Here is a 26511-nt window from a genome sequence, read left to right as displayed (position 1 = left end):
TCCACGGGACGAGTTGCGACGGTTCAGCGACGAAACGATGATTGGTGCTGATCTTTGTTTCGGGTGGCGGTTTCATCCGCCGACTTCTCCACAGCTTAGCTCCGATTCGATTTTTCCGGCTTGCGCCCGTCGCAATGCTCGCTACAGCCGCCGACGGGCCACGCCGTCCCAACGCGGCGCGTGCTCTCTGCAAGGAGAGTTTTGTGATGACGACCCCAATGCCCGACGTGCGTCCCGCGCGTCCGTTCTTCTCCTCCGGTCCTTGCGCCAAGCCGCCGGGCTGGAATCCCGACAAACTCGCTGTTCACAGCCTCGGCCGCTCGCATCGCAGCAAGCTGGGCAAGCAGCGCCTTAGCTATTGCATCGACCTGATGCGTGAGCTTCTGCAGCTTCCCGACACTCACCGCATCGGCATCGTTCCCGGCTCCGACACCGGCGCCTTCGAGATGGCGATGTGGACCATGCTCGGGGCACGCGGCGTCACCACTTTAGCCTGGGAAAGCTTCGGCGAGGGCTGGGTCACCGACGCGGTCAAGCAGCTGAAGCTCGATCCCACCGTCATCCGTGCCAACTATGGCCAACTGCCCGACCTCACCCAGGTCGACTGGTCCAATGACGTCCTGTTCACCTGGAACGGGACCACCAGCGGCGTCCGAGTGCCCGATGGCGACTGGATCGCGGCCGATCGCGAGGGCCTGAGCTTCGCCGACGCGACCAGCGCGGTCTTCGCCTACGACATTCCCTGGGAAAAGGTCGATGTCGCCACCTTCAGCTGGCAGAAGGTGCTCGGCGGCGAAGGCGCGCACGGGGTTCTGATCCTGGGGCCCCGAGCGGTCGAGCGGCTGGAGAGCTACACTCCCGCTTGGCCCCTGCCCAAGCTGTTCCGTCTCGTCTCCAAGGGCAAGCTCAGCGAAGGCATCTTCAAGGGCGAGACCATCAACACGCCCTCCATGCTGGCCGTGGAAGACGCGATCTTCAGCCTCGAATGGGCCAGGGGCATCGGTGGTCTCGCTGGAATGATCGCGCGCACCCAGGCCAACGCCGCCGCGCTCGACCGTATCGTCGAACAGCGCGACTGGCTCCACCACCTGGCCGCCGACCCGGCCTGCCGGTCGACGACCAGCGTCTGCCTGACCCTGGACAACGCCGACGAGGCCCGGATCAAGGCGATGACCGCGTTGCTCGAGAAGGAGGGCGCGGCCTTCGACATCGCCGGGTACCGCGACGCCCCGCCTGGCCTGCGTATCTGGTGCGGCGCCACGGTCGACGCCGCGGATATCGAGGCGCTCGGCCCCTGGCTCGACTGGGCCTGGGCGCAAACCTCCGCCTGATCCGCGTGCGCTCCCGCGAAGGCGGGTGCCCCATCCTTCTTAAGAACCCCTAGGCTCCCGCCTTCGCGCGAGCACAGCCCCAGGACCAAGCTCCATGACCCAACCCAAAGTTCTCATCTCCGACAAGATGGACCCGAAGGCCGCCGCCATCTTCCGCGAGCGCGGGATCCAGGTGGATGAAATCACCGGCAAGACGCCTGACGAACTCGCCGCCATCATCGGCGACTATGACGGGCTCGCCATCCGCAGCTCGACCAAGGTCACGCCCAAGATCCTGGCGGCCGCAACCAGGCTCAAGGTGGTCGGCCGGGCTGGAATCGGGGTCGACAATGTCGATATCCCCGCTGCCACCGCGCGCGGCGTGGTCGTGATGAACACCCCCTTCGGCAATTCCATCACCACCGCCGAGCATGCCATCGCCCTGATGTTCGCTCTCGCCCGCCAGCTGCCCGAGGCCGACGCCTCCACCCAGGCCGGCAAGTGGGAAAAGAACCGCTTCATGGGCGTGGAGCTGACGGCCAAGACCCTCGGCCTGATCGGCGCCGGCAACATCGGCTCCATCGTCGCCAGCCGGGCGCTCGGCCTTAAGATGAAGGTCATCGCCTTCGATCCCTTCCTCACCCCCGAGCGTGCGCTCGAAATGGGGGTCGAGAAGGTCGAACTCGACGACCTGCTCCGCCGCGCCGACTTCATCACCCTTCACACGCCGCTGACCGACCAGACCCGCAACATTCTCAGCCGCGAGGCACTGGCCAAGACCAAGCACGGCGTCCGAATCATCAACTGCGCGCGCGGCGGCCTGATCGACGAAGCCGCGCTCAAGGACGCGCTCGACAGCGGCCAGGTCGCCGGCGCGGCGCTCGACGTGTTCGAGACGGAGCCCGCCACCGCTTCGCCCCTGTTCGGCACGCCCGGCTTCATCTCGACGCCGCACCTCGGCGCCTCGACCAGCGAAGCGCAGGTCAACGTCGCCATCCAGGTGGCCGAGCAGATGAGCGACTTCCTGATCGCGGGCGGCGTCACCAACGCCATCAACATGCCCTCGCTCAGCGCCGAGGAAGCGCCGCGCCTGAAGCCATACATGACGCTGGCCGAGAAGCTGGGCCGGCTGGTCGGCCAGGTGCTTGGGGACACGGTCCGGAGCGTCGCCATTGAAGTGGAGGGCGCGGCCGCCGAACTGAACCAGAAGCCGATCACCGGCGCCGTGCTCGCCGGCCTGATGGGTACCTACAGCCAGACGGTGAACATGGTGAACGCGCCGTTCCTCGCGAAGGAACGCGGGCTCGACGTGCGCGAGGTCAGGCACGAGCGCGAGGGCGACTATCATACCCTCGTTCGCGTGACGGTCGGCACCGACGCCGGCGAGCGGACCGTCGCGGGCACCCTGTTCGGCAACAGCGGGCCGCGCCTGGTCGACATCTTCGGCGTTCCGGTCGAGGCCGAGCTCAGCGGTGCGATGCTCTACATCGTCAACAACGACGCGCCCGGCTTCATCGGCAAGCTCGGCACGACGCTGGGCAGCGCGGGCCTCAACATCGCGACCTTCAACCTGGGGCGCCGCGCCGCTGGCGGTGAAGCGGTGGCGCTGGTCGCCGTTGACGAGCCGGTACCCGCGCCCGTGGTGCAGCAGCTGTGCGCGCTGGAAGGCGTTCGCGAGGTGGTGCCGCTGACGTTTTGAGAGCCGTTCGGACGGGCAGAGTTGGTCGTTGAAGTGATTCCGCGGCCGACCTAAGCGCCGTCGATGGAAGAGACCGCCATGGATATCACCGGCCGAACCTTTACCGCCAAGGAGGTCGTTGCAGCCCTGTATCGCGCTGCGCTTGGCAGGGATGCCGATGCGTCTGGCCTTGCCTACTTCAGCGACATGCTGGCTCGAGCAAGCAACGAGCCGGCGTTCGTCGCCGACTATTTGTTTCAGTCGCCAGAGCGCAAGAGTTTGAGCGCATCGGGCCTTTCCGACCACACCCAGTTCGGAGAGCTGAAGCTGTTACTGCGGCACCTGGTCAGGTCGGGCTCCCGTCACCAGCTCATTGTCGACGTCGGCGCGCGGGGCAGGGAGCGGTCGAACTCCTTCGACCTGCTTTCCGACTTCGGCTGGCGGGGGCTGCTGGTCGAGGCCAATCCGCAGCTGATCGATGGGATCAACGCCGAATTCCAGGGTCTGGATTACGCGCTGGAGAGTTGTGCCGTCGGGCCGGTGGAAGGCACGCTGCCCTTCTACATCGGCGCCAATGACGATGTGTCGTCCCTCAAGCGCTCGGCCGCGGCCGGGTGGGGCGAACTGAAGGGAGAGATTGAGGTTCCCGTCTTCCGACTGGTGTCGCTGCTCGAGAAACACCAGGTACCCGCCGACTTCGATCTGCTGAGCCTCGACATCGAAGGGCTGGACGTGGACGTTCTCAACGACCTCATCGACAATTCGCCCTACCGGCCCGCGATCATCATCATCGAAGCATCCTACGGCGGACAGACCAAGCGGCTGGAAGAGGTGAACTGCTCGGAAGCGGTATGCCGCGACTATGAGATCGCCGACACAACCTACGCCAACCTGATCCTCACTCGCCGCCAGTCCGGGAGCTGACGGGCCGCCGTCAGATGTTGCTCTGGTCCGCCGGGACTGCCGCCGGGATGCCGGCCGCCCCTTCCGCCTCGACCGGGCATTCCTCCTCGACGCCCACCCCGTAGCAGGTCATGGACAGCGACCCCATCGCATAGCCGCGGACCATTGCCCGCGCGCCTTCGCCTGCGGCCGCCAGCCCCGCCGTGTAGAGCAACGGCACGAAGTGGTCCGGGGTCGGGACCGCACGCGCGTAATCCGGATGGTCGAGCAGCCGCAGCACCGCTCCGGGATCCTCCACCAATTGCTGCTCGGTCGCCTCGTCGAACCGCTGGTTCCAGTCGAACGCGTGCGTGGGATCGCGCCACTGCACCTCGCGCAGGTTATGCACCACATTGCCGCTCGACAGGATCATCACGCCCCGCTCGCGCAATCCGGCCAGCTTCGCGCCAAGCTCCAGGTGATAGTCCAGCGGCTTCAGCGCGTTGATCGACAATTGAACCACCGGCACGTCCGCCTCCGGATAAAGGTGCGCCAGCACGCTCCACGTTCCATGGTCCAGCCCCCACTGGTCGTGATCCAGCCCGACCCACGTCGGCTTGACCTCCTCGGCCACCTCCGCCGCCAACTCCGGCAGGCCGGGCGCCGGATAGTCGAATTCGTTGAGGGCCGGTGGGAAGCCATAGAAGTCGTGGATCGTCCGGGGACGCGCCATCGCGGTCACTGCCGTCGCACCGATGAACCAGTGCGCCGAGACCACCAGCACCGCCCTCGGGCGCGGCAGCTCGCGCCCCATCCCGGCCCAAGCGCGGGTGAAACCGTTGCTCTCCAGCGTGTTCATCGGGCTTCCATGACCGATGAACAGGGCGGGCGTGCGATCGGACTGGGTCATGTCGGCTCCTGGAGACTCGAACGACGCCGTCCTAGCACGCTGGCGGGAGTTCGGCCTGCTCCATACCCTGCAGCGGTTGGTGCAGACCCCGTTTCCGCAGCGTGCTTGACCAACTGTTAACACCTTGCCGCCACGGTCTCAGCAAAGAGGGGACGAAAGCTTTCATGCCAACCGCCGTACAGACCGCCCTGCCCCTGGAGAGCGACAATCGACGCTATGCGTCCCGTCGTGCGCTTCGGCTCGGCTCCACGCTGACGGACTCCGGGGTCGAGGTACTGATCCACGACCTCTCGCCAACCGGCCTGCTGATAGAGACCGCTCAGTCGCTCGCCGCCGGAGAGACGCTGTTCGTCGATCTGCCAGAACGCGGGCCCACGGCGGCGACCGTGGTGTGGAGCGGAGGCAACTTCCATGGCTGCGCGTTCGAGCTGAGCATCCCCGCCGCCGCCGTCAGTGCGGCCCTGCTACGCAGCCCGGCTCTTGCCCGCAAGCAGGCGCCGGACGGGCAAATGGACGTTGCGCAGTTGCAGGCACTTGCCGCCGAGGCCGACTCCTTTCAGCCGGCAGACGAGCGTTATTCGCTGCGCACTCGCGGCCTGGTGCTCGTCGCGCTCCTCGGCCTGAGCTGGGGCGCGATCGCCTGGGCGGTCTCCGCCATCCTCTGACCCGCTCGGCGGGCACTCAGCGGAGGCCCGCGAGGAAGCGATCGACCACGACCGTGCTGGGATCGCCGGCATCGCCCAGTTCGCGGTTCAGGGTCATGTGCGTCTTGGCTGGCTGCGGCACCACCTGCACGGTGGCACCCGCCGCCTTCAGCTTGGCGGCCAGTTCCTGGCTCTGCGCGACTGAATCAGCTCGCCGCTCAACCGGCAGGATCAGCCAGTTCGAGGCATTGGGTGCTGCCGCATGGCGGGTGGGCGACAGCGCCTCCTGCCGCGCCCGATCGCTTCCGAACGCCTGCACGTACATGCTCTGAACGGGATTGCGGGGCGCCGCCATTTGCTGCGCCACGTCATAGCCAGCGCCGTCCAGCAGCACGACGCCCTGCACCGCCGACAGCGGCACGCCAGCGGCCTTCAGGTAGGTTGGGTCGGTCCCGACCAGCGCCGCCAGATGTGCTCCGGCGCTATGCCCCATCAGCACGATGCGGTCGGGATCGACGTCCGGCTGCCGCCGCGCCCAGGCGATGGCGCTGGCGACGTCCTGCGCCTGCTGCTCGACCGTCGCCTGCGGCACCAGCCGATAGTTGGCACTGGCAAAGGCCCAGCCCTCACCCACGAAATGCGCGCCCTTCTTGCCGGCATCCATTCGCTTGTCGCCGATCGACCAGCCGCCGCCATGGACGAAGAGCACAAGCGGCGCCTTTCGCACTCCCGGGGGTGCCACCCAGTCCACCTTCTGCAGCGGGTCCGGGCCATAGGCGTCCTCGCGCCACCCGGCCGGCAAGGCACCGGCCCTGCTCGCCGCCCGCGCACTGATTGCCTTGCGGCAGCTGTCCGGCATCCCCTGCATGGCGCCCAACACGCACAGTTGTCGGTCCGCGCTCAGCAGGCACTGCCGCAGCGCCGTCGTCCGGCATTCGGAGGGCAATTGCTGCGCCAGCACGCCATGCCCCGCCACCAGCGCACTTGCCGCCAGCAGTCCAAGCCCCAGCCCGGTTCGGCTGATCCCCATTGTTCGTCTCCAACTGGACGTTGCGGGCGGCAATCAATAGGAGCGCCGCTGAACCGCGACTGATCGCGCCGTTCAGCCAAACAGCAGGATTGTTTCGGATGGGTAACGTCACCGTCATCGGCGGGCAGTGGGGCGACGAGGGCAAGGGCAAGATCGTCGACTGGCTCGCCAGCCGGGCCGACCTGGTCGTGCGCTTTCAGGGTGGCCACAACGCGGGCCACACGCTGGTCGTCGGGGGCGAGGTCTACAAGCTTTCGCTGCTCCCGTCCGGCATCGTGCGGGGCACGCCGTCCATCATCGGCAACGGCGTGGTGCTCGACCCCTGGGCGCTGCGCGACGAGGTGGAGCGGATCCGGGCGCAGGGCGTGGCGGTCACGCCCGACGTGCTTCGGCTTGCCGAAACCTGCCCGCTGATCCTCCCTATCCACCGCGACCTCGACGCCCTGCGCGAAGATGCCAGCGGCGCATCGAAGATCGGCACCACCCGCCGCGGCATCGGCCCGGCCTATGAAGACAAGGTCGGCCGCCGCGCGATCCGCGTCTGCGACCTAGCGCACCTGTCCGAGCTTGACCCCTTGCTAGACCGGCTCTGCGCTCACCACGATGCGCTGCGCGCCGGCTTCGGCCAGCCGCCGGTCGATCGCGCCGCGCTCAAGGCGGACTTGGCCGAGATCGCCGACTTTGTCCTCCAGTTCGCCCGGCCCGTGTGGGTGGACCTCGACGAAGCGCGCGGGCGGGGCCGCCGTATCCTGTTCGAGGGCGCGCAGGGCGTGCTGCTCGACGTCGATCACGGCACCTATCCATTCGTCACCTCGTCCAACACCGTCGCCGGCACCACCGGCAGCGGCAGCGGCACCGGCCCGTCCGCGGCCGGCTTCGTCCTTGGCATCGTCAAGGCCTACACCACCCGCGTCGGCGCCGGGCCCTTCCCGACCGAGCTGTTCGACGAGATCGGTGAGCGTATCGGCGAACGCGGTCGCGAATTCGGCACCGTCACCGGCCGCCGCCGCCGCTGCGGCTGGTTCGACAGCGTTCTCGTCCGTCAGGCGGTGGCGGTCAGCGGCATCACCGGCGTCGCCTTGACCAAGCTCGACGTCCTCGACGGGCTGGACACCATCCGCATCTGCACCGGCTACCGGATCGACGGCCGCGACTTCACCTACCTGCCGCCGCATGCCGCCGATCAGGCGCGGGTCGAGCCGGTCTATGAGGACATGCCCGGCTGGTCCGAAAGCACCGCCGGCGCGCGCAGCTGGGCGGAGCTTCCGGCCCAGGCGATCAAGTACATCCGCCGGGTCGAGGAACTCATCCGCTGCCCGGTCGCGCTCGTCTCCACTTCACCGGAACGCGACGACACGATCCTGGTCAGGGACCCGTTCGCCAGCTGACCGATGACTGGCAAGATGGTCCGCAAGGGCGACCTGCCCACCAAGACCTGCGCGGCCTGCGGACGCCCGTTCGCATGGCGCAAGAAGTGGGCGCGCGACTGGGACCAGGTGCGCTACTGCTCCGATCGCTGCCGCTCGACGGGCAGCGCGACGAGCTGACCTACTCGGCGACCGGGGTCGCGCCCGAATAGGTCCAGCTGGCGATCTTCCAGTCGGGGCCGCTCTTCACCATGACGAAGGTCATGCTGCCCTTGCCGACCATCGCCTTGCCGTTCTGTTTGAAGCGATAAGTGGTCGGAAGCACGACATAAGCGCGGCTCGCGTTTCCATTGGCGGCAAGGGGAGCGCCATGGTCGACCCGCCCGCCAGTGATCCCGCGCGCAGCAGAGTCCTTGGCATAGTCATCCAGCCAGCGCTGGACCGACCGCGCCCCGCCCCACTGGAACGGCGCGAATTCATCGGTGATCAGCGCCCCGTCCGCATGTGCCGCGACAAACGCCGCCGAGTCGCCACCGTTGAACTTGTCGAGGACCGCGCCGACCGCCGCGGCCGCATCATCGGCTGGAGCCGCTGCGGCCGGTGCCGCGGCAAGCAGGAGGAAGACGGAACAGAGGATTGGTGCCATGCGCATGATGAGGGTGCCCCTTGTTCGAGTGGAACGCGCACCTGTGGCCGTCGCCGGACACCATTCATGGCTGCCCCGTGCCACGGGCGAGGTCAATCCCGCGAAACCTGGCAGCCGTCGGCCGTCAGACCGTGGCGATGTCCGGCGCGTCCTCGGCCTTCATGCCGACCACGTTGTAGCCGGCGTCCACATGGTGGATCTCGCCAGTGACGCCACTTGCCAGGTCGCTGAGCAGGTAGAGCCCGGCCCCGCCGACATCCTCGATCGTCACGTTGCGGCGAAGGGGGCTGTTCAGCTCGTTCCACTTGAGGATGTAGCGGAAGTCACCGATGCCGCTCGCCGCCAGTGTCTTGATCGGCCCGGCCGAAATGGCATTGACCCGGATGTTCTCCTTGCCGAGGTCGGCGGCGAGATACTTGGTCGCCGTCTCCAGTCCCGCCTTGGCGACGCCCATCACGTTGTAATGGGGGATGACCTTCTCGGCGCCATAATAGGTCAGTGTCAGCAGCGACCCCCCATTAGGCATCAAACGCGCCGCCCGCTGCGCCACCGCGACGAAGCTGTAGACTGAGATGTTCATGGTCAGGAGGAAGTTGTCGAGGGTGGTGTCGACAAACCGGCCGCGAAGCTCGTTCTTGTCGGAAAAGCCGATCGCGTGAACCAGGAAATCGATGGTTCCCCAGTGCTGCTCGATCTCGGCGAACAGCCGGTCGAGTGCCGCCATGTCGCTGACGTCGCAGTCGATCAGGAAGGGCTCGTGGCCCAACTGCGCCGCCAGCGGGCGGACCCGCTTCTCCAAGGCCTCGCCCTGGTAGGAAAACGCCATTTCGGCACCATGGTCGGCCAGCTGGCGGGCGATTCCCCACGCCAGCGAGCGATCGTTGGCGAGGCCCATGATCAGCCCGCGTTTACCCTGCATCAATCCCGTCATGTGGAAGGCCCGTCCCCTTTGTCCGTCAACATCACCTTGTCCGCGAGCGCTTCGAGCGGCTCTGGTCCGGCACTGGGTTCCTCTACCGGCAGCTGGTCGGCAAAGGGTCCAGAATAACGCTCGCCCTCTAGCGCCACTGCCTCCGTTTCGGCCAGTGCCGCGTTTAATTCGGCGCCCATCACGACGCCGAGGCCGATGACGAAGAAGAACAGGAGGGCGATCATCACGCCCGCCAGGCTGCCGTAAGTCAGGCTGTAGCCTCCGACCAAGCGCATCGCCTGGGGCAGCAACTCGGCCGTGGCGAGCCACCACAAGGTTACCAGCAAGGCGCCCGGCCATTTGCGGCATTCGATCCGGCGATAGCGGCGCGGGGTCAGCACCACGAAGATCACGTAGATGGAAACGTAGAGCGCACCCGCCGGGATCATCTTGTAGAAAGAAAATGAGCCGATGAGGGGCGCCAGCCGGGGAAAGACGTGAAGGATCAGCGCCTCGATTGAACTCAGCGCCACCGACGCTGCGAAGGCGGTCATCAGCAGCAGCACGGACCCCAGGATGAAGCCGATGGAGATCAGCCGATATTCCCAGAACGGCGCGTTATACTTCACGCCATAGGCGCGGCGCAGGATATCGCGAAGGGTCTCGATAAAGCTGGCGGCGGTCCACAGCCCGACGATCCCGCCGAACCACAGCAGCGGCCCGGTTCGTGCGGTGAGGACTTCCTGCACGGGTCCGACCAGCAACTTGCGGATATCGGGCGGCACCTGCAGCAACACGACGTTGACGGTGCGCATGGCATCCTCGCTCCGCCCCAGCAGGGAGGCGAGCGCGGCGGCAGTGATGAAGAAGGGGAACATCGCCACCAGGGACAGGTAGGCAAGGTTGCCGGCGTGAATGAAGCCGTCGCTGTAGACGCCGACCAGCACGCGCTTGATGATCTCAAATGGGCGCTGCCCCGGACGAAGGCGGTCGACGACGCTAGTCCCGAACCGCGCCTGGAGGCTCGCGAGACGCTTGCGCCGGGCTTCCGGCGATTCGGGTGACAGGCCCAGCACGGCGGTAGGCTAGACGCCCAGCCCAGCCCGCGGGTTGCCGCCGCCGTCCCACTCACTGGCGAAGCGCTCCAGCGCCGCGTCACCGGACGGCAGGTCGATGCTGAGCGTCACGAGCTGGTCGCCGCGCACGCCATTGCGTCCGGAGAACCCGCGTCCCTTGATCCGCAGCACCTTGCCCGAGCTGGCACCTTTGGGGACGGTCAGCATGACTGGCCCGTCGGCGGTCGGCACCTTCACCTTCGCGCCAAGCACCGCTTCCTTCAGCGTCACTGGCAGGGTCACCCTGACGTCATCTCCGTCGCGAGTGAAGAAGCGATGGGGCTCGATCGCGATGGTGATGATCGCATCCCCGTTGCCGCCCGTCCCGGGCTCCCCGCGGCCGGCCAGGCGGATTCTGGTGCCGTCCTCGACTCCGGCGGGCAGCTTGAGGTCAATTGCCTTGCCGTCCCGCAAGGTGATGCGCTGGGGCGTTTGCGTTGCGGCATCGGTGAAAGGCACAGTCAGCCGGTAGGCGACGTCGGGTCCCTTCTGCGGAGCGGAGCGCCGGCCGAACCCGCCAAAGCCCCCGCCCGCGCCGGCACGGCCGCCGCCGCCGCCGCCACGATTGAAGATGCCTTCGAACAGATCCGACAGATCAACGCCCTCGGCGTCGCCAAAGCCCTCGAACCCGCCGGCACCCGGCCGCGCTCCGGCATAGCCGCTGCCGGCCCCGCCACCGAACCCGCCGCCGAACGGCATCTTGGGATTACCATCCTCATCGATCTCGCCACGGTCGTAACGCGCCCTTTTGTCCTTGTCGGACAGGAGGTCGTAGGCAGAGGTCACCTGCGAGAAGCGCTCGGCCGCCTTGGGATTATCCTTGTTGGCGTCGGGATGAAGTTGCTTGGCGAGGCTGCGATAGGCCTTCTTGATCTCGGCTTCGCTGGCGCCGCGCTTGATCCCAAGCCGTGCGTAGAGGTCCATGGGTCGGTGTCTTAGGCGGAAACAACAGTGCCGCGCTAGGTAGTTCGCCGTGCTTGCCTCGCAAGGTCCGGCACGCCTAGAGCCGCCGGCATGGCCGAGGACCCCTTCCAACTGTTCGAAAGCTGGTTCGCGCAAGCGGAAGCAAGCGAGCCCAACGACCCCGACGCGATGGCGCTTGCGACCTCCACGCCCAACGGTCGGCCCTCCGTCCGGATGGTGCTGATGCGGCTGCATGGACCGCAGGGTTTCGGCTTCTTCACCAACCTTGAAAGCCGCAAGGGCGAAGAGATCGCCGCCAATCGGCAGGCGGCGCTCTGCATCCACTGGAAGTCGCTGCGCAAGCAGGTCCGTGCCGAAGGCCGGCTTGAGCAGGTCAGCGATGCCGATGCGGATGCTTATTTCGCCAGCCGCTCGCGCAGCAGTCGAATCGGCGCCTGGGCGAGTGACCAGTCCCGCCCACTCGACAGCCGCGCCACCTTCCTCAACCGGATCGAGCAGGAAAAGGCGCGGGTCGGCGAGGGGGAGGTTCCGCGTCCTCCCCACTGGTCGGGCTTCCGTCTGGTGCCTGAGCGCATCGAATTCTGGGAAGATGGCGAGTTCCGGCTGCACCATCGCCGCTTGTTCACCCGCCGCGCCGACGGCGGCTGGGACGAAGGCCTGCTCTATCCATGAGGGTGACGGGCGCGGAGCGCGCGAAGTTGTCCACCCGGGCGGCGCTGGCGAGCGTGGCGATGGCAGGTTTCCTGCTGCTGGCGAAAAGCTGGGCGGCGATCGCGACCGACTCCACCGCCATGCTCGGCAGCCTGGCCGACACCGCGCTTGACCTGGTCGCAAGCCTGGTGACGCTGGCCGGCGTACGCATCGCCGCGATCCCGGCCGACCATGACCATCGGTTCGGTCACGGCAAGGCCGAGGCCCTTGTGGCCCTTGCCCAGGTCGTACTGATTTCCGTCAGTGCGGTCGGGATCGCCTGGCGCGCCGTCGACCGCCTGATCCACCACGCACCCACTGAGAATGCGGAGTTGGGGGTGGGCGTATCGGTGCTGGCGATGGCCGCGACCGTGCTTCTGCTGACCTACCAGAAGCGCGTGATCGGCCGGACCGGCTCAATCGCGATCCAGACCGACAACCTTCATTACAAGTCCGACCTGTTCCTCAACGCCGCGGTGATCGCGGCGCTGGTGCTCGATCAGTGGCTCGGCCTGTCGGGCGCCGACGCGCTGTTCGGGATCGGCATCGCTCTCTGGCTGCTGTGGGGCGCATGGTCGGCGGCTGGCGAAAGCGTCAATCAGCTGATGGACGCCGAATGGCCGCTCGCCAAGCGCGAAGCCTTTCTCGCCGCCTGCGCCGAATATCCGGAACTCAAGGGTATTCACGATGTCCGCACCCGCACCTCTGGCGCGCACGACTTCGTGCAATTCCACGTCTGGGTCCCGGAGGAATGGACCGTCCGTGAGGCGCACGATCGGCTCGACCCGATCGAGGAACAGTTGCAGGCCCGCTTCCCCGGCATCGAGATGCTGATGCACCTCGATCCGGAAGGGCATATCGACCGCGAGGGCCTGTTGCCCCACCATCTGACGGAACGCCGATGATCCTTCCCTTCTTCCAGGTCGATGCTTTCGCGCCGACGCCGCTGACCGGCAATCCGGCGGCCATCATGCCGCTGGAGGAATGGCTGCCCGACCTGCTGCTGCAGGCGATCGCCGCCGAGAACAACCTCAGCGAAACCGCCTTCACCGTGCCGCTCGACGGCAAGGACGCCGACTATCATCTGCGCTGGTTCACGCCCGCCGTCGAAGTGGACATGTGCGGTCACGCAACGCTGGCCGCCGGGCATGTGCTGCTGACCGGCGCGCAGGTCCGCTTCCAGACGCGCTCGGGCGTACTGACGGTTGAACGCGATGGTGAGCAGCTGCGCCTGAGCCTGCCGACATCCCGGATCGAAGAGGCGGAGGCTCCTGACGCCTTGAGCGCCCTTGGCGTGTCCGGGACCGTTCACCGAGGCAGCGGCGGGAATGGCGCCATCATCGTCACCCTGGAAGATGAGCTCGCCGTGCGGGCGGTTCGACCCGATTTCGCCGCACTTCGCGCCATTCCGTCGCTGGTCATGGTGACCGCACCGGGCACGGACACCGACATCGCGAGCCGCGTGTTTGCTGCCTATCACGGGATCGACGAAGACCCGGTCACCGGCTCGGCCCATGCGGCCCTGGTGCCTTACTGGGCCGAACGGCTTGGACGGACACGCTTCAGCGCGGCGCAGGTCGGGCCGCGCGGCGGGCTGCTCGATTGCGAACTGGCCGATGACCGCGTGCTGCTATCGGGCCGCTGCTGGACGGTGGTCGAGGGCAGCTTCCAGATCTAGCTGGGCGAAGAAACGTCCAGCGCGTCGATGATCGGCAGCTGGCTCTTGAGCATGCACTCGCGCGCCTCCTCCAGCGTGAACCAGCGCGCTTCGATCACTTCGGGAAAGCGCTCCCGCCGGCCTGAGCGCGGCGGCCATTCCATCTCGAACTCGATGCTCGTGAGCCGCGCCGGATCGAAGTCGCCCTCAACCGTGAAAGCCTCGACCAGCTTTCCGCCGGCCTGGCGAACCGTGCACAGGGGCCTTGGCATGCCGCTGATCGTCATCCCGGTTTCCTCGCAGAATTCGCGCAGTGCAGCCTCAAGCGCACTCTCGCCAGGTTCGATCATCCCCTTGGGGATCATCCACGCCCCGGTCTGCTTGCGCCGCCAATAAGGTCCGCCAGGCTTGACCAGCAGCACCTCGAGCGGCGGCCCGGATCGGTAGAGCAACACCCCCGCGCTGTGCAGCGATCGGCGGGAAGAGCGCTCAGCCATGGCGATGAAACGCTCCGCGTTGGAAAGCGGTCAAGCCGCGCTGGCCATCTCGAAGGGTGCTGCCACCGTCTTCATGATCCACCCGCCGCCGAGCACTCGACTTCCGTCGTAGATGACTGCGGCCTGGCCGGGTGCAACTCCATATTCCGGCTTGGCGAAGCGGATGTGGTCACCAATCAACGTTGCGGCGACTGGCGGCGCCAGAGACCGGACCTTCACGCTGATCTCGCGCTGGTCTTCGCCCAGCCAGTTCAGCTGGTCGATGTGCACTTCCTGTACCGCCAATGCTCGGCGAGGGCCGACCACCAAGCGACGGGTCGCGGGTTCGATCCGGATCACATAGAGCGGTTCGGCCTGCCCACCGATCTCGATCCCGCGCCGCTGACCAACGGTGAAGTGGATCACTCCGGGATGATGCCCGATCACTCGGCCCGTCAAATCGACGATCTCACCCGGGGCGTCCGTCGCCGGGCGCAGCCGCTTGACCAGCCCCGCATAGTCGCCGTCGGGCACGAAGCAGATGTCCTGACTGTCGGGCTTGGCCGCGACCGCCAGTTCCAACTGCGTGGCCTGCTCTCGAACGGCGGACTTGGGCAGGTCACCCAATGGGAAGCGAAGGAAGTCCAGTTGTTCGCGCGTGGTGCCGTATAGGAAATAGCTCTGGTCGCGGCGAGGATCGGCACCGCGGTGCAGCTCGGCCTGTCCGCTGCGAACCAGCCGCCGCACATAATGTCCCGTAGCTAGACAGTCTGCGCCCAGTTCACGCGCGAATGCGATCAGGTCCGTGAACTTTACGCCCTGGTTGCACAGCGAGCAGGGCACGGGAGTACGACCCTGCGCATATTCGTCGGCGAAGCGGTCAATGACGCCCGTCCGAAAACGACTTTCGTAATCCAGCACGTAATGCGGGATGCCAAGCTTCTCGCAGACTTGTGCCGCATCATAGATGTCCTGCCCCGCGCAGCAGCTGCCGCTGCGCTTCACCGCCTCGCCATGATCGTAGAGCTGGAGTGTCACGCCGATCACCTCGGCGCCGGTGCTTGCGGCAAGCCCGGCCACGACCGAACTGTCGACCCCGCCCGACATGGCGACGACGATACGAGCCGCGGAAGCGGGCTTTGACAGGGCGAAATCGATGTTCATGGACGGGCCTTCTTTACGCGAAGTTCACCCTCCTTCGCTAGGGCGGCAGAATGTTAGGTAAGGAAGCCACTCGTTGACCCACCAGCCGAGGAGCTTTGTCCCGGCGATGCCGCTTGGCCGCGATGGTCAGGAGACGCTGGTCCGCTTCCTTGCCGGGCGGGAGACCTCTCCGGCCGAGCAAAGCCATTGGACCGGTGGCTTCGCCGCGGTGGCAGCGTTGCGGTCACGAACCAAAAGCAAGGAGTAAGCGTGACGTTTACCAGCAGATTTCAGCTTTCCTTCAACGGGGCGCCGGTAAACCGCCGGCAGAACCACTAAGCGGGCTTTGAGGAAGTAATGCTAGAAAATCAGAAGTTCCGTCCGCATCAGGTGATCGGCCCGCTTGGCGAGCCGCTGACGCTGGACAAGCTTCCGCCCGCGAGCACCACCCGCTGGGTCGTGCGGCGTAAGGCCGAAGTCGTTGCCGCGGTTGCCGGGGGGCTGCTGACGGTCGACGAGGTATGCCAGCGCTATGGCCTCAGCCTTGAGGAGTTCGCCAGCTGGCAGCGCGCGGTGGACCGCAGTGGCATGCCTGGCCTGCGGGTCACGCGCATCCAGCACTATCGTTCGGTATACGAGCGACAGCAACGCTATTGACATAGTCGTTACGGAACCGTTCCCTCCCCCGGCTGTTGCTGGGGCGGAACAAGATGCACGTGAGTGCGTCTTGTCGCCATAAGGTCCGCAGCAACAAGCGGACGATACAGGAGGGAACGCACATGGGTTTTATTATCTGGCTCGTGGTCGGCGGCATTTGCGGTTGGCTTGCTAGCATTGTCATGCGCACCGACGGTCAGCAGGGCATCCTGCTTAACGTGATCGTCGGCATTATCGGTGCGGCAATTGCCGGCTTCCTGCTCGGCGGTGGCGCCAGCCTGAACAATGGCATCACGCTGCAGAGCTTCCTCTACTCCCTGCTGGGCGCCATCGTCCTGCTCGCGATCGTGAACCTGGTTCGTCGCGGTAGCGTTCGCTAAGCTGCGAAACTGACACACAACAGGAAGGCCGCGCTTCATCATTGAAGCGCGGCCTTCTTGCGTTTAGGCCCCGCCAATGCCCTGGACCTGGTTGCTTCTTCTTGTTGGCGGCGCCGCCATTGGCTGGCTTTCGAGCGTGGTTGGAGCCTTCGAACGGCCGCGCACCATCGTCTTGCTGGTCATCCTTGGAATGGTCGGTGCTGCCTTGGGCGCCCTTCTGATCGCACCACTGTTCGGCACCAAGGTCGACCTGGCGGGCTTTTCCCTGCCGAACCTGCTGATCGGCTTGCTCGGCGCCAACTTCGTACTCGGTGGTGTCATCGTCGCCCGGCGCATCAGGCCGGGCTTGGGTCGATGAAGCCCGCGCTCTAGCGTAGCTCAAAACTCATCTGCAGCGTGACCGAAAGCTGCTGTTCGCCAGGGACGATCGCCGTATCGGATGAGCGTTCGGCCCGCATCGCTGCCATCGGGATCGGACCTTGCGAGGGTGAACCGCCCTCGCTCACCGACACCAGCCGCACCACCTGCATCCCGAGCGTTCGGGCGTAGAGTTCCGCGCGCGCGCGGCCCACCGCAAGAGCTTTCGTCCGCGCTTCGTCGAGCGCGGCTTCGGGCTTGTCGATGGTCAGCGTCGGGCCACTGACCTGGTTCGCCCCTTCCGCGACCAGGGCGTCGATGATCCGACCGGATGCGCGGATGTCCCGGAAGCGGATGCTGAGCTGGTTGGTGGCCTGGTACCCCGTAAGCCGCGGTGGCTGACCGTCCGCATAGACGTAATCAGGATTGAGACTGACGGAACTGGTCTGAATGTCGCGCTCCGCCACTCCGGCGCGGCGCAGGGCGGCCCGAACCCGCTCAATCCGTGCCGCATTCTGCGACAGCGCGTCGACGGCATTGGCCGAGCGGGTCACGACGCCCGTCGCAATGATCGCCACGTCGGGCACTCGCGAGACTTCGCCCGTGGCGGCGATGTCGAGGCGTGTTCCACCGGTGGTTGCAACAGTGGCCAGCGGCTGCGCCTCGGCGGCGAGTGGCAAGGCGGCTGAACTCAGGGCCAGACCGATAAACCAGGCGTACTTCATTTCCTGCCTCCCTTGTGACGTGCTCAATCTGGAGCATCACAAGTGGAGGCAGGATGAACAAGCGAGCTGTCAGAGGCGGCGGCGGCCGACGATCATCCGGTAGATGAAGAGGATGATGAAAGCGCCGACGATCGCGGCGATGAAACCGGCATTCTGACCGGGCTGATAAAGACCAAGGATCTGGCCAAGGAACTTGGCAAGCAGGGCGCCGGCAATGCCGAGCAGGATGGTGATGAGGCAGCCACCCGGATCCTTACCCGGCATCAGCAGCTTCGCAATCGCGCCGGCCAGCAGGCCGATGACGATCGTCCCGATGATCCCATTGTCTCCGATCATTGTCGCTCCCTCACAAAGCCTCGCGGGTCACTCCCGTCGAAGCCAGCCATAGCCGAAATGACGGTTTGCGACACTGGTATAGCCGTTCATCGAAGAATCATTGCCGGTCCGACACCATTGCGGCCTGTTGCCCTTGGTGCTCTACTAGAGTAATACAGCTTCGCTCGGCACAGTTGCCAGACGGCACAGGATAGAAAGACGTTGGACATGAATCGCGAGACTCGGCTCGAGCGTTCGGACACTCTGGTAGTAGTCGATCGCTCCCGGCGTAACCGCAATCTGGCGATCGGCGCCTTTGTCGCGGTGGCAGTGCTGCTGGCGGGCTATTTCCTGATAGGCCATTCGCGCAAGCAATCGGCCGCTGCCTCCTCCGCGGCGGCGGGCAGCGCCGGCAAGGGCGGGCAGGTTCCGACCGTGACTGTGGTCGTGCCCGGCCGCACGCAGGTCGCCAGGGTCATCTCGGCGACGGGAGCGCTGGCAGCCAGGCGCGACCAGCCGGTCGGCGCCGCAGGCACCGGCGGGCGTGTCACCGCGGTGCTGGTCGACGCCGGCAGCTGGGTCAACGCAGGCCAGACGCTGGCGACGGTGGATCGCTCGGTGCAGACCCAGACCGCCGCGCAGCTGGCCGCTGCGGTCGACTCGGCGCGTGCATCGGCCGCGCTCGCGCAATCCAACTACGACCGCGCCGCCTCGCTGGTGAATCGCGGCTTCATCTCCAAAGCGGAGCTCGAGAGCCGCCGAGCCGCGCGCGATCAGGCACAGGCCCAGATCCGCGTTGCACAGGCACAGCTCGGCGCGACCCGCGCCGGCATCGGACTGCTCGACATCCGGGCACCGACCAGCGGCCTCGTGCTCCAGCGCAACCTCGAGGTTGGACAGGTGATCGGCGCGGGCAGCCAGGGCCTGTTCCGAATCGCCAAGGGCGGTGAGATGGAAATGCGCGCGCAGGTCAGCCAGCAGGACTTGGCGGCGCTCAAGGTCGGCATGCCCGCGTCGGTCACTCCGATCGGTGCCCAGCGCAGCGTGTCCGGCACCATCTGGCAGGTTGCCCCCGTGATCGATCCGCAAAGCCGGCTCGGCGAAGTGCGGATCGCCATCCCCTACTCCTCCGACATCCGCCCAGGCGGCTTCGCGGACGCCCGGATCACCTCCGGCGCCACCACCGCGCCGATCCTTCCGCAGAGCGCGGTGCTGGCCGACGAGGACGGAAACTATGTCTACGTCGTCAACGCCAAGAACCAGGTCGAGCGCCGCGCGGTGAAGATCGGCAACGTCAGCGAAGTGGGCGTGAGCGTGATCGACGGCCTGAACGGCACGGAGACGGTGGTCCTCTCGGCCGGGCCGTTCCTGAACCCGGGCCAGAAGATCAATCCCAAGCGCCAGGCGGCGCGCTAACTTTACCAAGGACGGCCCCGCGCCATGAGTTTCCGCAACATCTCCGCCTGGTGCATCCGCAACCCGGTGCCGCCGATCGTCCTCTTCATCGCGCTGCTGCTGACCGGCATCTACGCCTTCGCGACGATGGAAGTGACGGACAATCCGGACATCGATTTTCCGGCCGCTACCGTCACCATCTCGCAGCCGGGCGCGGCGCCGTCCGAACTGGTCAACCAGGTCACCCAGAAGGTCGAGGCGGCGGTGCGCGGCGTCGAGGGAATCGACGAGATCAACTCGGACGTGCGCGAAGGCACCAGCAACACCTTCGTTCAGTTCAAGATCGGCACCCCCACCGACCGGGCGGTGAATGACGTCCGCGACGCGATCGCGCAGATCCGTGGCGACCTGCCCGAGGGGATCCTCGAGCCGCAGATCAACCGGGTGAAGGTGAACGGCGACAGCTTCGTCTACATCGCCGCCCAGACCACCGACATGAGCCTGGCGGACCTCAGCTGGTACATCGACGGCAAGGTATCGCGCCGGCTGCTCAGCCAGGATGGTGTTGCGCAGGTCACCCGCGAAGGCGGCGTCGACCGCCAGATCCGTATCGTCCTCGACCCGGCATCGTTGCAGTCGCAGGGCATCACCGCCGCGCAGGTCAATGCGCAGCTGCGCACCCTCAACCTCAACGCCGCCGGCGGCCGCGCCCAGATCGCCGGGTCAGAGCAGACCGTGCGCGTGCTCGGCAACTCGCAAACCGCGCAGGAGCTGTCGCAGAAGCAGATTGCGCTGCCCGGTGGACGCTTCATTCGCCTGGGTGACATTGCCCAGGTCCAGGACGCAGCGGCCGAGGCTCGCTCGGCGGCGCAATATGGTGGCCGCCCGGTGGTCAGTTTCAACGTCGCCCGGGCAAAGGGTGCGTCCGACGTGACCGCCTACGACAATACCTGGAAGGAACTGCACAAGATCGAGAAGGAGGACCCGCGGGTCCACTTCCTGGAGATCGACAACAGCGTCGACCGCACCAAGCTGCAGTATAGCAGCGCGATCGACGGCCTGGTCGAGGGTGCGGTCCTCGCGGTGCTGGTCGTGTTCCTGTTCCTTCGCGACATTCGCGCCACCCTGATCAGCGCGCTCGCCATTCCGCTGTCGGCCATCCCCGCCTTCTGGTTCATGGACCTGATGTCCATCAACCTGAACGGGCTGTCGCTGCTGGCGCTCAGCCTGGTTGCCGGCGTCCTAGTGGACGACGCGATCGTCGAGATCGAGAACATCGTTCGCCACATGCGGATGGGCAAGTCCGCCTATCAGGCGTCGATCGACGCGGCCGACGAGATCGGGCTGGCGGTGCTTGCCACTACCATGTCGATCGTCGCCGTCTTCCTGCCGGTCGCGCTCATGCCGGGCATCTCGGGCCAGTTCTTCCGCAACTTCGGGTACACCGTCGTTCTCGCGGTGCTGATGAGCCTGCTCGTTGCCCGGATGATCACGCCGCTGATCGCCGCTTATTTCCTCAAGAGCCACGGCGTGCAGGAGCATGCCGGCGGCAAGTCGATGATGCGCTACCTCGCAGCGCTTCGATGGACCATCGACAGCAGCAAGGTCGCCGAGGCCCAGGCCCGCGCCAATAGCTGGCTCGGCCGGCGGCTGGCGCGGCTTCGCGATCACCGGATCTGGATGGTTGGAGCAGGCTTCCTGATCCTCGCCTCGACCGGCGTGGGTATCGCGACGCTGTCCATGGCCTTCCAGCCGGATCAGGATCAGGAATCCAGCAGCGTCCGGATCCAGATGCCGCCGGGAACCACGCTCGAACAGACCATGCGCGTGGCTGATGAGGCAGCAGCGATCATCAAGCGCAATCCGAACGTCGAGAACGTGTTCATGCGCAGCTTCACCGGCTCCGCCTTCGTGAACGTGCTCTACAAGAAGAACCGGACCAAGAAGAGCTTCCAGATCGAGCGCGAGATCAATCCGCAGCTGGCGCAGATTCCGGACGCGAGGGTGAACTTCAACAGCAACGATGGCGGCCCCGGAAGCGGCGGACGCGCCCTCAGCCTGTATCTGGGCGGCGACGATCCGCAACAGCTCAACCACGTCGCCAATCAGATCGCAGCCGAGATGTCGAAACTGCCCGAGGTCGTGGCGCCCCGCGTGCAGGGCGACAATGTTCGCCCCGAGCTGATCATCAAGCCGCGCTTCGACCTGGCCGCAGATCTTGGTGTCAGCACGTCGGCCCTGGCGCAGACGATCCGCATCGCCACGATCGGTGACATCGACCAGAACAGCGCGCGCTTCTCGCTGTCTGATCGCCAGGTGCCGATCATCGTCAGCCTGGCCCAGTCAGAGCGTAAGGACATCGCCACCCTGGAGAACCTGCCGGTTCCGACGTCGAACGGCGGATCGGTGCCGCTCAAGTCGGTGGCCGAGATCAGCTTCAGTTCGGGACCGGTGGTGGTCAACCGTACCAACCAGGTGCAGCGGATCGTGGTCGGCGCCGATCTCGCACCCGGCCTGGTGTCCGGCGACGCATGGAAGAAGATCGACCAGCTCCCGACCCTCAAGAACCTGCCCGAGGGCGTTCAGCGCCTGCAGCTGGGATCGCAGAAGTGGCAGGCCGAACTGGTCATGAACTTCATCCTGGCGGTGCTGGCGGGCGTAGCCCTGGTGTTCGCGGTGCTGGTGCTCCTCTACCGGCGCTTCCTGGTTCCGTTCGTGAACCTGGGTTCGCTGGTCCTGGCGCCACTTGGGGCAGTGATCGCGCTGCACATCGCGGGGCAGCCCTTGAGCCTTCCCGTATTCATCGGTCTTCTGATGCTGCTCGGCATCGTCGCCAAGAACTCGATCCTGCTGGTCGATTTCGCGGTGGAGATGATGAACCACGGCATGCACAAGGACGAGGCGATCGTGGAGGCGGGCCACAAGCGCGCCCAGCCGATCGTGATGACCACGGTGGCAATGGTGGCCGGCATGATCCCGATCGCCTTGAGCCTCAGCGGTGATGGAAGCTGGCGCGCGCCGATGGGCGTCACCGTTATCGGCGGCCTGATCATGTCGACCGGGCTCACCCTGCTGCTGGTCCCCGCCTACTTCAGCCTGGCGATCGACATCGAGCAGTGGATCGGGCGTAAGTTCGGCAAGGGCCTTCGTGCCACCGCTCACGCCGTGCATGAGGAAGTGCCGGAGCAGCGTGCCCCCGGCTTCGGCGGGGGCGAACCGCAACCCGCGGAGTGAACCGGACGGGTGGCTCGGCTATTACACCGGCGATGAGCCGAGCCGAGCCAACCAGCCGCCGTTCCCTGACCCGCTTCAATCCGGTCCAGCCGGGTGCGGCCGGCATGAAGCTTGTTGCGACCGGGCTGTTGCTGGTGATGGCCGCGATCTTCGTCAGCGCACGGCTGCTGGAAGCACGCTGGCCGTGGCTTGCTTACCTGAAATCTTTCGCCGAGGCGGCGATGGTCGGCGGCCTTGCGGACTGGTTCGCGGTAACGGCGCTGTTCCGCCACCCTTTGGGTCTGCCAATCCCACACACGGCGATCATTCCGCGCAACAAGGACCGGATTGGCGACACCCTCGCCCAGTTCCTCAAGGACAATTTCCTGACTGCCTCCGTGATCGCGAGGCGGATGCGCGACATCGATCTGGCGGGCGCCGCCGGCAAGTTCCTCCAGGCGCCGATCGAGAGTGAAGGGCGTGGTCTTCGAATCCGGCAAGGTGCCTCCCGGCTGATCGCCGACGTGTTCGAGGCCCTGGATGACGAACGGCTCGGCGGAATCGTCAAAACCGCCATCTCTTCACGGCTGCGGCAGGCCGAAGTGTCGCCGGTGATCGGCGCGGCGCTGGCCTCGGCCATCAGCGAGGATCGCCACGTGCCGATGCTCGAAGCTGCCATCCGGGCGCTTGCCCGCACCCTCGACGCCAACGAGAGCCTGATCCGCGACATGGTCAAGAAGCGGGCCAGCTGGGTGCTTCGGCTGGCCGGACTGGACGAGAAGCTGTCGGATTCGATCATGGAAGGGATGCGAAAACTGACCGTCGAGATGAGCACCGATCCCGAGCACCCGGTGCGAAAGCGGATCGAAGCTGCCCTGGCGGACCTTGCGCGCGATCTTCAGGAAGATGCCGACACCCGCGCGCGGGTAGAAGGATGGAAGGACGAATTGCTCGCCAACCGCTCGGTCGCGAGCTGGCTCGACACCCTGTGGCAGAAAGGCCGTGCGGCCATCATCGCCTCGGCTCGCAATCCCGATGCGGTGCTGGCCGGCAAGCTGGGAGAGGTCATGCGATCGATGGGTGGCACGCTGGAAAGCGACCCGCGCATCCGCAAGGCGGTCAATCAGTTCGGACGGCGCGCGGTGGCCGGCATGGCGGCAAGCTACGGCAGTTCGATCGTCAAGCTGGTCAGCGACACGATAAGGGGTTGGGACGCACGCACGATCACCGCCCGACTGGAATCGGCGGTCGGCCGGGACCTCCAGTACATCCGCATCAATGGAACACTGGTGGGCGGGCTGGTAGGGCTCGTCCTGCACGTGCTGGACACGCTGTGATGGACGCTGACGCGCTTGCCGAACTGGCGAAGAACCGAGGCCTGAAGCTTAAACGATCGCGGGTGCGCTCACCAGAGAAGCCGGGCTTCGGCATGTTCGGGCTGACCGATGCGGCGGGTGAGCCGGTGTTCGGCATCCGTGGCAAGCGGGCGCTGCGGGCCAGTGGCGAGGAGCTTGAGAGCTACCTGCGCGGGCTGGAACAGGACGACTGGCGCAAGAGCCTGCGCGAAGCGGGTGCTTCCGTTTCCAGCGGCAAACGCAAGAAGGTACGGGAGCCCGTCGCCGCTGAAATCGCTGCACCGGAAGCCACGCCAGTGGCCAACCTCAAGCAGCCGCCGCCGCCTGCCTTGCGCGAAGCCAAGGGTAAGGACGCCGAGCAGCTTGCGGAACTCTACGCCCTGCTTGGCCATGCCATCGCTCCCGAACTGGTCCGCAAGAACGTGAAGGCGCTCGCCAGGTCGGGTGAGCCAGTGCTGGTGATCGCGCAAGGCGATACCGTGCTGGGCACCTGCGCTTATCATGCCACGCCGATGCCGCACCGCGACCCGCCGGTGGGCCGCATCACCGTGCTGGTTCTGACCGAAGAAGCGCGCGGGAAGGGGTTCGGGCGGCAGCTTGTCGCCGAGGCCGAGCGCCGCCTTGGCAAGCTTGGCTGCGGCATGGTCGAGGTCACCAGCAACGACCGGCTGCGCGAAGCCCACGCCTTCTACCGGCACCTTGGCTACGAGCGAACCTCCATGCGCTTTGCGAAGCCGCTCGGCGGCGGCTAGGGAGCGCCGATGACCAGCGAACCACGCAACTTTACCGTCGGCGAGGACGACGACGGCATTCGCCTGGACCGCTGGTTCAAGCGCCACATGCCCGACGTCAGCTTCAATCTCGTGTCGCGCTGGGCGCGGACTGGGCAATTGCGCCTCGACGGCAACAAGGCGACGCCTGGCGATCGGCTCCAGACCGGCCAGCAATTGCGCGTGCCACCGCCCGAAGCCGCGCCGGTGCGCACGGGCAAGCCGCAGCCGCGCCGCGATCCGCTCACCGCGGACGAGAAGGAGTTCGTGCGCGACATGGTCATCAAGACCACGCCGGACGCCTTCGTGCTAAACAAGCCCCCGGGTCTGGCCACCCAAGGCGGGACCAAGACAACCCAGCACCTCGACCGCCTTCTGGACGGACTCACCGACGATCCGGAAAGCCGGCCCAAGCTGGTCCACCGGCTCGACAAGGACACCAGCGGCGTGCTGCTGGTCGCGCGGTCCGCGCGTTCGGCGGCGTTCTTCTCGAAGAGCTTCTCCGGCCGCACGGCGCGCAAGGTCTACTGGGCGCTGATCAATGGGGTGCCCTCTCTGGATGAGGGATTGATCGACGCGCCGCTCGCCAAGCAGCCGGGTACCGGCGGCGAGAAGATGCACGTGGCGGAGGACGGACAGTCGGCGCGGACGAAGTGGCGGGTGATCGACCGCGCAGGCAATCGCGCGGCCTGGTTAGAACTTCAGCCGCTCACGGGCCGCACGCACCAGTTGCGCGCGCACATGGCGCACATCGGCCATCCGATCGTGGGCGACGCCAAATATGGCGGAGCCGAAGCGTTCCTGACCGGAGGGGTCAGCCGCAAGCTCCACCTCCATGCACGGCGGCTCAAGATTGATGCGCCTGGCGGGGTCATTGATGTGTCGGCCGAACTGCCGAGCCATTTCGCCGAGAGCCTGGGCCTGCTCGGCTTCGATCCTCTGGCTGGCGACAGCTTGCCGCTGGAGGCGCCCCGCAAGACACCCGAGGCGAAGAAGCGTGCCGCGAGTGCGGCCGCCAAGGACCGACGCAAGGAGCGGCGCGGCGAACGGCGTTCCCGTGGCGCTCCGAAGGCAGCGCCCCGGCGATGACGCGCCTTGCCATCTTCGACTGCGACGGAACCCTCGTCGACAGCGGCCACAGCATTCACGCGGCGCTGAGCGAAACCTTCACGGCCCATGATCGGCCCGTACCCCCTCGGGCCGAGGCTCAGCGGGTGATCGGGCTCAGCCTGACCGAAGCCATGGCGTTCTTGGCGCCAGATGCGGCGCCGGATGATCATGAGCGGTTCGCCGCCACCTATCGGTCTTCCTTTGCCAGCCTTCGGCAACGCGGGGCGGTCGAGGAGCCGCTGTTCGACGGGATCGTGCCCCTGCTTGACGCGCTTGAGGCGGACGGGTGGCTGCTGGCGGTGGCGACTGGCAAGTCCGACCGCGGGCTGCACCACTGCCTGATGGCGAACGGCCTCTACGACCGCTTCATCTCGCTGCAGACCGCCGACCGGCACCCGTCGAAGCCGAACCCCTCGATGGCGCTGGAAGCGATGCTTGAGGCCGGCGCGACGCCGGAGCAGAGCGTGGTGATCGGCGACACGGGCTGGGACATGGGCATGGCGCGCGCGGCCGGCGCGCATGCGGTGGGTGCCCTCTGGGGCTACCACGACGGCGCCGAACTCAAGCTGGCGGGGGCGCAGGCGCTCGCCTCGTCTCCGGCCGACGTGCACGGGCTCATGACCCGAATGATGGAGCAGGTGCCGCATGGCTGATGACGGTGGAAAGCGCGATTTCCTGATCTTCACGGCGCTGCGGCTCAGCGGCGCAGCCATCTTCATTCTGGGTGTTGCGATCACTTATTCCGATCTCGTGGCGAAGGGCGGCATGCCTTTCCTCGGCATCCCGATGGCGACCGCCGGGCTGGCCGAAGCGCTGTTCGCGCCCCGCATCGTGCGGCGGTTGAAGGCCTGA

General features: G+C 66.4%; 30 protein-coding genes. 20 read left to right on the top strand and 10 right to left on the bottom strand.

Translation table 11 applies throughout. The features are described 5' to 3' along the window. The first annotated feature begins 206 nt into the window (after positions 1 to 206). The 3 genes from M8312_RS12610 (at position 207) to M8312_RS12600 (ending at position 3912) form a co-directional block, all read left to right on the top strand. Complete coding sequence (locus M8312_RS12610) at positions 207 to 1331, top strand: phosphoserine transaminase (RefSeq protein ID WP_250118036.1); 1125 nt, start codon at positions 207 to 209, stop codon at positions 1329 to 1331. A 94-nt stretch (positions 1332 to 1425) separates the two neighbouring features. Further along, positions 1426 to 3009, top strand: a complete 1584-nt coding sequence (serA, locus tag M8312_RS12605; RefSeq protein WP_250118035.1) for a phosphoglycerate dehydrogenase — start codon at positions 1426 to 1428, stop codon at positions 3007 to 3009. Positions 3010 to 3072: 63 nt separating this feature from the next. Next, the gene (locus M8312_RS12600; protein WP_250118034.1) at positions 3073 to 3912 is read left to right on the top strand and encodes an FkbM family methyltransferase; all 840 of its coding nucleotides are present in this window, start codon (positions 3073 to 3075) and stop codon (positions 3910 to 3912) included. A 10-nt stretch (positions 3913 to 3922) separates the two neighbouring features. Here the strand turns inward: M8312_RS12600 and ygiD are convergent, their stop codons facing one another. Further along, a complete protein-coding gene (ygiD, locus tag M8312_RS12595; protein ID WP_250118033.1) occupies positions 3923 to 4780 on the bottom strand; it encodes a 4,5-DOPA-extradiol-dioxygenase in 858 nt (285 codons plus the stop codon). A 164-nt stretch (positions 4781 to 4944) separates the two neighbouring features. Between ygiD and M8312_RS12590 the strand changes: the two genes are divergently transcribed. After that, entirely contained in the window at positions 4945 to 5445 is a 501-nt protein-coding gene (locus M8312_RS12590) for a PilZ domain-containing protein (protein ID WP_250118032.1), read from the top strand. A gap of 16 nt (positions 5446 to 5461) precedes the next feature. Here M8312_RS12590 and M8312_RS12585 read toward each other — a convergent pair whose 3' ends face one another. Then, entirely contained in the window at positions 5462 to 6454 is a 993-nt protein-coding gene (locus tag M8312_RS12585; protein WP_250118031.1) for an alpha/beta hydrolase, read from the bottom strand. Positions 6455 to 6552: 98 nt separating this feature from the next. Between M8312_RS12585 and M8312_RS12580 the strand changes: the two genes are divergently transcribed. Then, positions 6553 to 7842 (top strand): adenylosuccinate synthase, encoded by a 1290-nt coding sequence (locus tag M8312_RS12580; protein WP_250118030.1) that lies wholly within the window; start codon positions 6553 to 6555, stop codon positions 7840 to 7842. Positions 7843 to 7845: 3 nt separating this feature from the next. After that, positions 7846 to 8001, top strand: a complete 156-nt coding sequence (locus tag M8312_RS12575; protein WP_250118029.1) for a DUF2256 domain-containing protein — start codon at positions 7846 to 7848, stop codon at positions 7999 to 8001. 1 nt (position 8002) lies between these two features. On the opposite strand, the gene M8312_RS12570 is transcribed toward M8312_RS12575, so the two are convergent. From M8312_RS12570 to M8312_RS12555, 4 genes are all read right to left on the bottom strand, one after another. After that, positions 8003 to 8473 carry a hypothetical protein gene (locus tag M8312_RS12570; protein ID WP_250118028.1) on the bottom strand — a complete coding sequence of 157 codons (471 nt, stop codon included), beginning with the start codon at positions 8471 to 8473 and terminating at the stop codon, positions 8003 to 8005. Positions 8474 to 8591: 118 nt separating this feature from the next. After that, entirely contained in the window at positions 8592 to 9398 is an 807-nt protein-coding gene (gene fabI, locus M8312_RS12565; protein ID WP_250118027.1) for an enoyl-ACP reductase FabI, read from the bottom strand. Beyond that, on the bottom strand, positions 9395 to 10453 hold the full coding sequence (locus tag M8312_RS12560; RefSeq protein WP_250118026.1) for a YihY/virulence factor BrkB family protein: 1059 nt from the start codon (positions 10451 to 10453) through the stop codon (positions 9395 to 9397). The genes fabI and M8312_RS12560 overlap by 4 nt, the downstream gene beginning before the upstream one ends. A gap of 9 nt (positions 10454 to 10462) precedes the next feature. Next, positions 10463 to 11416: a DnaJ C-terminal domain-containing protein gene (locus M8312_RS12555; protein ID WP_250118025.1), complete on the bottom strand. Its 954-nt coding sequence runs from the start codon at positions 11414 to 11416 to the stop codon at positions 10463 to 10465. A gap of 90 nt (positions 11417 to 11506) precedes the next feature. Here M8312_RS12555 and pdxH point away from each other — a divergent pair, with 90 nt between their 5' ends. From pdxH to M8312_RS12540, 3 genes are read left to right on the top strand one after another with little or no spacing between them, the layout of a single operon-like run. Next, a complete protein-coding gene (gene pdxH, locus M8312_RS12550; protein ID WP_250118024.1) occupies positions 11507 to 12088 on the top strand; it encodes a pyridoxamine 5'-phosphate oxidase in 582 nt (193 codons plus the stop codon). Then, complete coding sequence (locus M8312_RS12545) at positions 12085 to 13011, top strand: cation diffusion facilitator family transporter (protein ID WP_250118023.1); 927 nt, start codon at positions 12085 to 12087, stop codon at positions 13009 to 13011. Before pdxH ends, M8312_RS12545 begins: the two co-directional genes overlap by 4 nt. After that, on the top strand, positions 13008 to 13784 hold the full coding sequence (locus M8312_RS12540; RefSeq protein ID WP_250118022.1) for a PhzF family phenazine biosynthesis protein: 777 nt from the start codon (positions 13008 to 13010) through the stop codon (positions 13782 to 13784). The genes M8312_RS12545 and M8312_RS12540 overlap by 4 nt, the downstream gene beginning before the upstream one ends. On the opposite strand, the gene M8312_RS12535 is transcribed toward M8312_RS12540, so the two are convergent. Next, positions 13781 to 14260: an NUDIX hydrolase gene (locus M8312_RS12535; RefSeq protein WP_250118021.1), complete on the bottom strand. Its 480-nt coding sequence runs from the start codon at positions 14258 to 14260 to the stop codon at positions 13781 to 13783. The genes M8312_RS12540 and M8312_RS12535 overlap by 4 nt on opposite strands. A gap of 30 nt (positions 14261 to 14290) precedes the next feature. Then, a complete protein-coding gene (mnmA, locus tag M8312_RS12530; RefSeq protein ID WP_250118020.1) occupies positions 14291 to 15403 on the bottom strand; it encodes a tRNA 2-thiouridine(34) synthase MnmA in 1113 nt (370 codons plus the stop codon). 73 nt (positions 15404 to 15476) lie between these two features. On the opposite strand from mnmA, the gene M8312_RS12525 reads away from it, so the two are divergent. The 4 genes from M8312_RS12525 to M8312_RS12510 all read left to right on the top strand — a co-directional run bounded on the left by M8312_RS12525 (position 15477) and on the right by M8312_RS12510 (position 16777). After that, positions 15477 to 15650: a hypothetical protein gene (locus tag M8312_RS12525; RefSeq protein ID WP_250118019.1), complete on the top strand. Its 174-nt coding sequence runs from the start codon at positions 15477 to 15479 to the stop codon at positions 15648 to 15650. An 89-nt stretch (positions 15651 to 15739) separates the two neighbouring features. After that, on the top strand, positions 15740 to 16039 hold the full coding sequence (gene sciP / locus M8312_RS12520; protein ID WP_250118018.1) for a CtrA inhibitor SciP: 300 nt from the start codon (positions 15740 to 15742) through the stop codon (positions 16037 to 16039). A 122-nt stretch (positions 16040 to 16161) separates the two neighbouring features. Then, positions 16162 to 16419, top strand: coding sequence for a GlsB/YeaQ/YmgE family stress response membrane protein (locus M8312_RS12515; protein ID WP_250118017.1), 258 nt, complete (start codon positions 16162 to 16164; stop codon positions 16417 to 16419). A gap of 76 nt (positions 16420 to 16495) precedes the next feature. Beyond that, complete coding sequence (locus M8312_RS12510; protein WP_250118016.1) at positions 16496 to 16777, top strand: hypothetical protein; 282 nt, start codon at positions 16496 to 16498, stop codon at positions 16775 to 16777. Between the two features lie 10 nt (positions 16778 to 16787). Here M8312_RS12510 and M8312_RS12505 read toward each other — a convergent pair whose 3' ends face one another. Continuing rightward, complete coding sequence (locus M8312_RS12505; protein WP_250118015.1) at positions 16788 to 17501, bottom strand: SIMPL domain-containing protein; 714 nt, start codon at positions 17499 to 17501, stop codon at positions 16788 to 16790. A gap of 69 nt (positions 17502 to 17570) precedes the next feature. Beyond that, on the bottom strand, positions 17571 to 17837 hold the full coding sequence (locus M8312_RS12500; RefSeq protein WP_250118014.1) for a GlsB/YeaQ/YmgE family stress response membrane protein: 267 nt from the start codon (positions 17835 to 17837) through the stop codon (positions 17571 to 17573). 207 nt (positions 17838 to 18044) lie between these two features. On the opposite strand from M8312_RS12500, the gene M8312_RS12495 reads away from it, so the two are divergent. From M8312_RS12495 to M8312_RS12465, 7 genes are all read left to right on the top strand, one after another. Then, positions 18045 to 19232 (top strand): efflux RND transporter periplasmic adaptor subunit, encoded by a 1188-nt coding sequence (locus M8312_RS12495; protein WP_250118013.1) that lies wholly within the window; start codon positions 18045 to 18047, stop codon positions 19230 to 19232. Between the two features lie 24 nt (positions 19233 to 19256). Then, complete coding sequence (locus M8312_RS12490; RefSeq protein WP_250118012.1) at positions 19257 to 22445, top strand: efflux RND transporter permease subunit; 3189 nt, start codon at positions 19257 to 19259, stop codon at positions 22443 to 22445. A gap of 104 nt (positions 22446 to 22549) precedes the next feature. Continuing rightward, positions 22550 to 23761 carry a DUF445 domain-containing protein gene (locus M8312_RS12485; RefSeq protein WP_250119784.1) on the top strand — a complete coding sequence of 404 codons (1212 nt, stop codon included), beginning with the start codon at positions 22550 to 22552 and terminating at the stop codon, positions 23759 to 23761. Then, entirely contained in the window at positions 23761 to 24531 is a 771-nt protein-coding gene (locus tag M8312_RS12480; RefSeq protein ID WP_250118011.1) for a GNAT family N-acetyltransferase, read from the top strand. Before M8312_RS12485 ends, M8312_RS12480 begins: the two co-directional genes overlap by 1 nt. 9 nt (positions 24532 to 24540) lie before the next feature. Further along, on the top strand, positions 24541 to 25638 hold the full coding sequence (locus M8312_RS12475; protein ID WP_250118010.1) for an RluA family pseudouridine synthase: 1098 nt from the start codon (positions 24541 to 24543) through the stop codon (positions 25636 to 25638). Next, complete coding sequence (locus M8312_RS12470; RefSeq protein ID WP_250118009.1) at positions 25635 to 26312, top strand: HAD-IA family hydrolase; 678 nt, start codon at positions 25635 to 25637, stop codon at positions 26310 to 26312. Before M8312_RS12475 ends, M8312_RS12470 begins: the two co-directional genes overlap by 4 nt. Further along, positions 26305 to 26511 carry a hypothetical protein gene (locus M8312_RS12465; RefSeq protein ID WP_250118008.1) on the top strand — a complete coding sequence of 69 codons (207 nt, stop codon included), beginning with the start codon at positions 26305 to 26307 and terminating at the stop codon, positions 26509 to 26511. Before M8312_RS12470 ends, M8312_RS12465 begins: the two co-directional genes overlap by 8 nt.

It is taken from the genome of Sphingomonas sp. KRR8 (assembly GCF_023559245.1).
Lineage (GTDB): Bacteria > Pseudomonadota > Alphaproteobacteria > Sphingomonadales > Sphingomonadaceae > Sphingomicrobium.
Note: the sequence above shows the minus strand (reverse complement) of the source record. Positions and strands in the feature narration are given on the sequence as shown.

Coding starts and splice junctions, on each gene's coding strand:
- M8312_RS12480 (WP_250118011.1), top strand. CDS start 23,761: ATGGACGCTGACGCGCTTGCCGAACTGGCGAAGAACCGAGGCCTGAAG.
- M8312_RS12465 (WP_250118008.1), top strand. CDS start 26,305: ATGGCTGATGACGGTGGAAAGCGCGATTTCCTGATCTTCACGGCGCTG.
- M8312_RS12505 (WP_250118015.1), bottom strand. CDS start 17,501: ATGAAGTACGCCTGGTTTATCGGTCTGGCCCTGAGTTCAGCCGCCTTG.
- serA (WP_250118035.1), top strand. CDS start 1,426: ATGACCCAACCCAAAGTTCTCATCTCCGACAAGATGGACCCGAAGGCC.
- sciP (WP_250118018.1), top strand. CDS start 15,740: ATGCTAGAAAATCAGAAGTTCCGTCCGCATCAGGTGATCGGCCCGCTT.
- M8312_RS12600 (WP_250118034.1), top strand. CDS start 3,073: ATGGAAGAGACCGCCATGGATATCACCGGCCGAACCTTTACCGCCAAG.
- M8312_RS12575 (WP_250118029.1), top strand. CDS start 7,846: ATGACTGGCAAGATGGTCCGCAAGGGCGACCTGCCCACCAAGACCTGC.
- M8312_RS12610 (WP_250118036.1), top strand. CDS start 207: ATGACGACCCCAATGCCCGACGTGCGTCCCGCGCGTCCGTTCTTCTCC.
- M8312_RS12475 (WP_250118010.1), top strand. CDS start 24,541: ATGACCAGCGAACCACGCAACTTTACCGTCGGCGAGGACGACGACGGC.
- M8312_RS12495 (WP_250118013.1), top strand. CDS start 18,045: ATGAATCGCGAGACTCGGCTCGAGCGTTCGGACACTCTGGTAGTAGTC.
- M8312_RS12500 (WP_250118014.1), bottom strand. CDS start 17,837: ATGATCGGAGACAATGGGATCATCGGGACGATCGTCATCGGCCTGCTG.
- M8312_RS12540 (WP_250118022.1), top strand. CDS start 13,008: ATGATCCTTCCCTTCTTCCAGGTCGATGCTTTCGCGCCGACGCCGCTG.
- fabI (WP_250118027.1), bottom strand. CDS start 9,398: ATGACGGGATTGATGCAGGGTAAACGCGGGCTGATCATGGGCCTCGCC.
- M8312_RS12515 (WP_250118017.1), top strand. CDS start 16,162: ATGGGTTTTATTATCTGGCTCGTGGTCGGCGGCATTTGCGGTTGGCTT.
- pdxH (WP_250118024.1), top strand. CDS start 11,507: ATGGCCGAGGACCCCTTCCAACTGTTCGAAAGCTGGTTCGCGCAAGCG.
- M8312_RS12545 (WP_250118023.1), top strand. CDS start 12,085: ATGAGGGTGACGGGCGCGGAGCGCGCGAAGTTGTCCACCCGGGCGGCG.
- M8312_RS12580 (WP_250118030.1), top strand. CDS start 6,553: ATGGGTAACGTCACCGTCATCGGCGGGCAGTGGGGCGACGAGGGCAAG.
- M8312_RS12585 (WP_250118031.1), bottom strand. CDS start 6,454: ATGGGGATCAGCCGAACCGGGCTGGGGCTTGGACTGCTGGCGGCAAGT.
- M8312_RS12570 (WP_250118028.1), bottom strand. CDS start 8,473: ATGCGCATGGCACCAATCCTCTGTTCCGTCTTCCTCCTGCTTGCCGCG.
- M8312_RS12510 (WP_250118016.1), top strand. CDS start 16,496: ATGCCCTGGACCTGGTTGCTTCTTCTTGTTGGCGGCGCCGCCATTGGC.
- M8312_RS12535 (WP_250118021.1), bottom strand. CDS start 14,260: ATGGCTGAGCGCTCTTCCCGCCGATCGCTGCACAGCGCGGGGGTGTTG.
- M8312_RS12590 (WP_250118032.1), top strand. CDS start 4,945: ATGCCAACCGCCGTACAGACCGCCCTGCCCCTGGAGAGCGACAATCGA.
- M8312_RS12485 (WP_250119784.1), top strand. CDS start 22,550: ATGAAGCTTGTTGCGACCGGGCTGTTGCTGGTGATGGCCGCGATCTTC.
- M8312_RS12490 (WP_250118012.1), top strand. CDS start 19,257: ATGAGTTTCCGCAACATCTCCGCCTGGTGCATCCGCAACCCGGTGCCG.
- mnmA (WP_250118020.1), bottom strand. CDS start 15,403: ATGAACATCGATTTCGCCCTGTCAAAGCCCGCTTCCGCGGCTCGTATC.
- M8312_RS12470 (WP_250118009.1), top strand. CDS start 25,635: ATGACGCGCCTTGCCATCTTCGACTGCGACGGAACCCTCGTCGACAGC.
- M8312_RS12555 (WP_250118025.1), bottom strand. CDS start 11,416: ATGGACCTCTACGCACGGCTTGGGATCAAGCGCGGCGCCAGCGAAGCC.
- ygiD (WP_250118033.1), bottom strand. CDS start 4,780: ATGACCCAGTCCGATCGCACGCCCGCCCTGTTCATCGGTCATGGAAGC.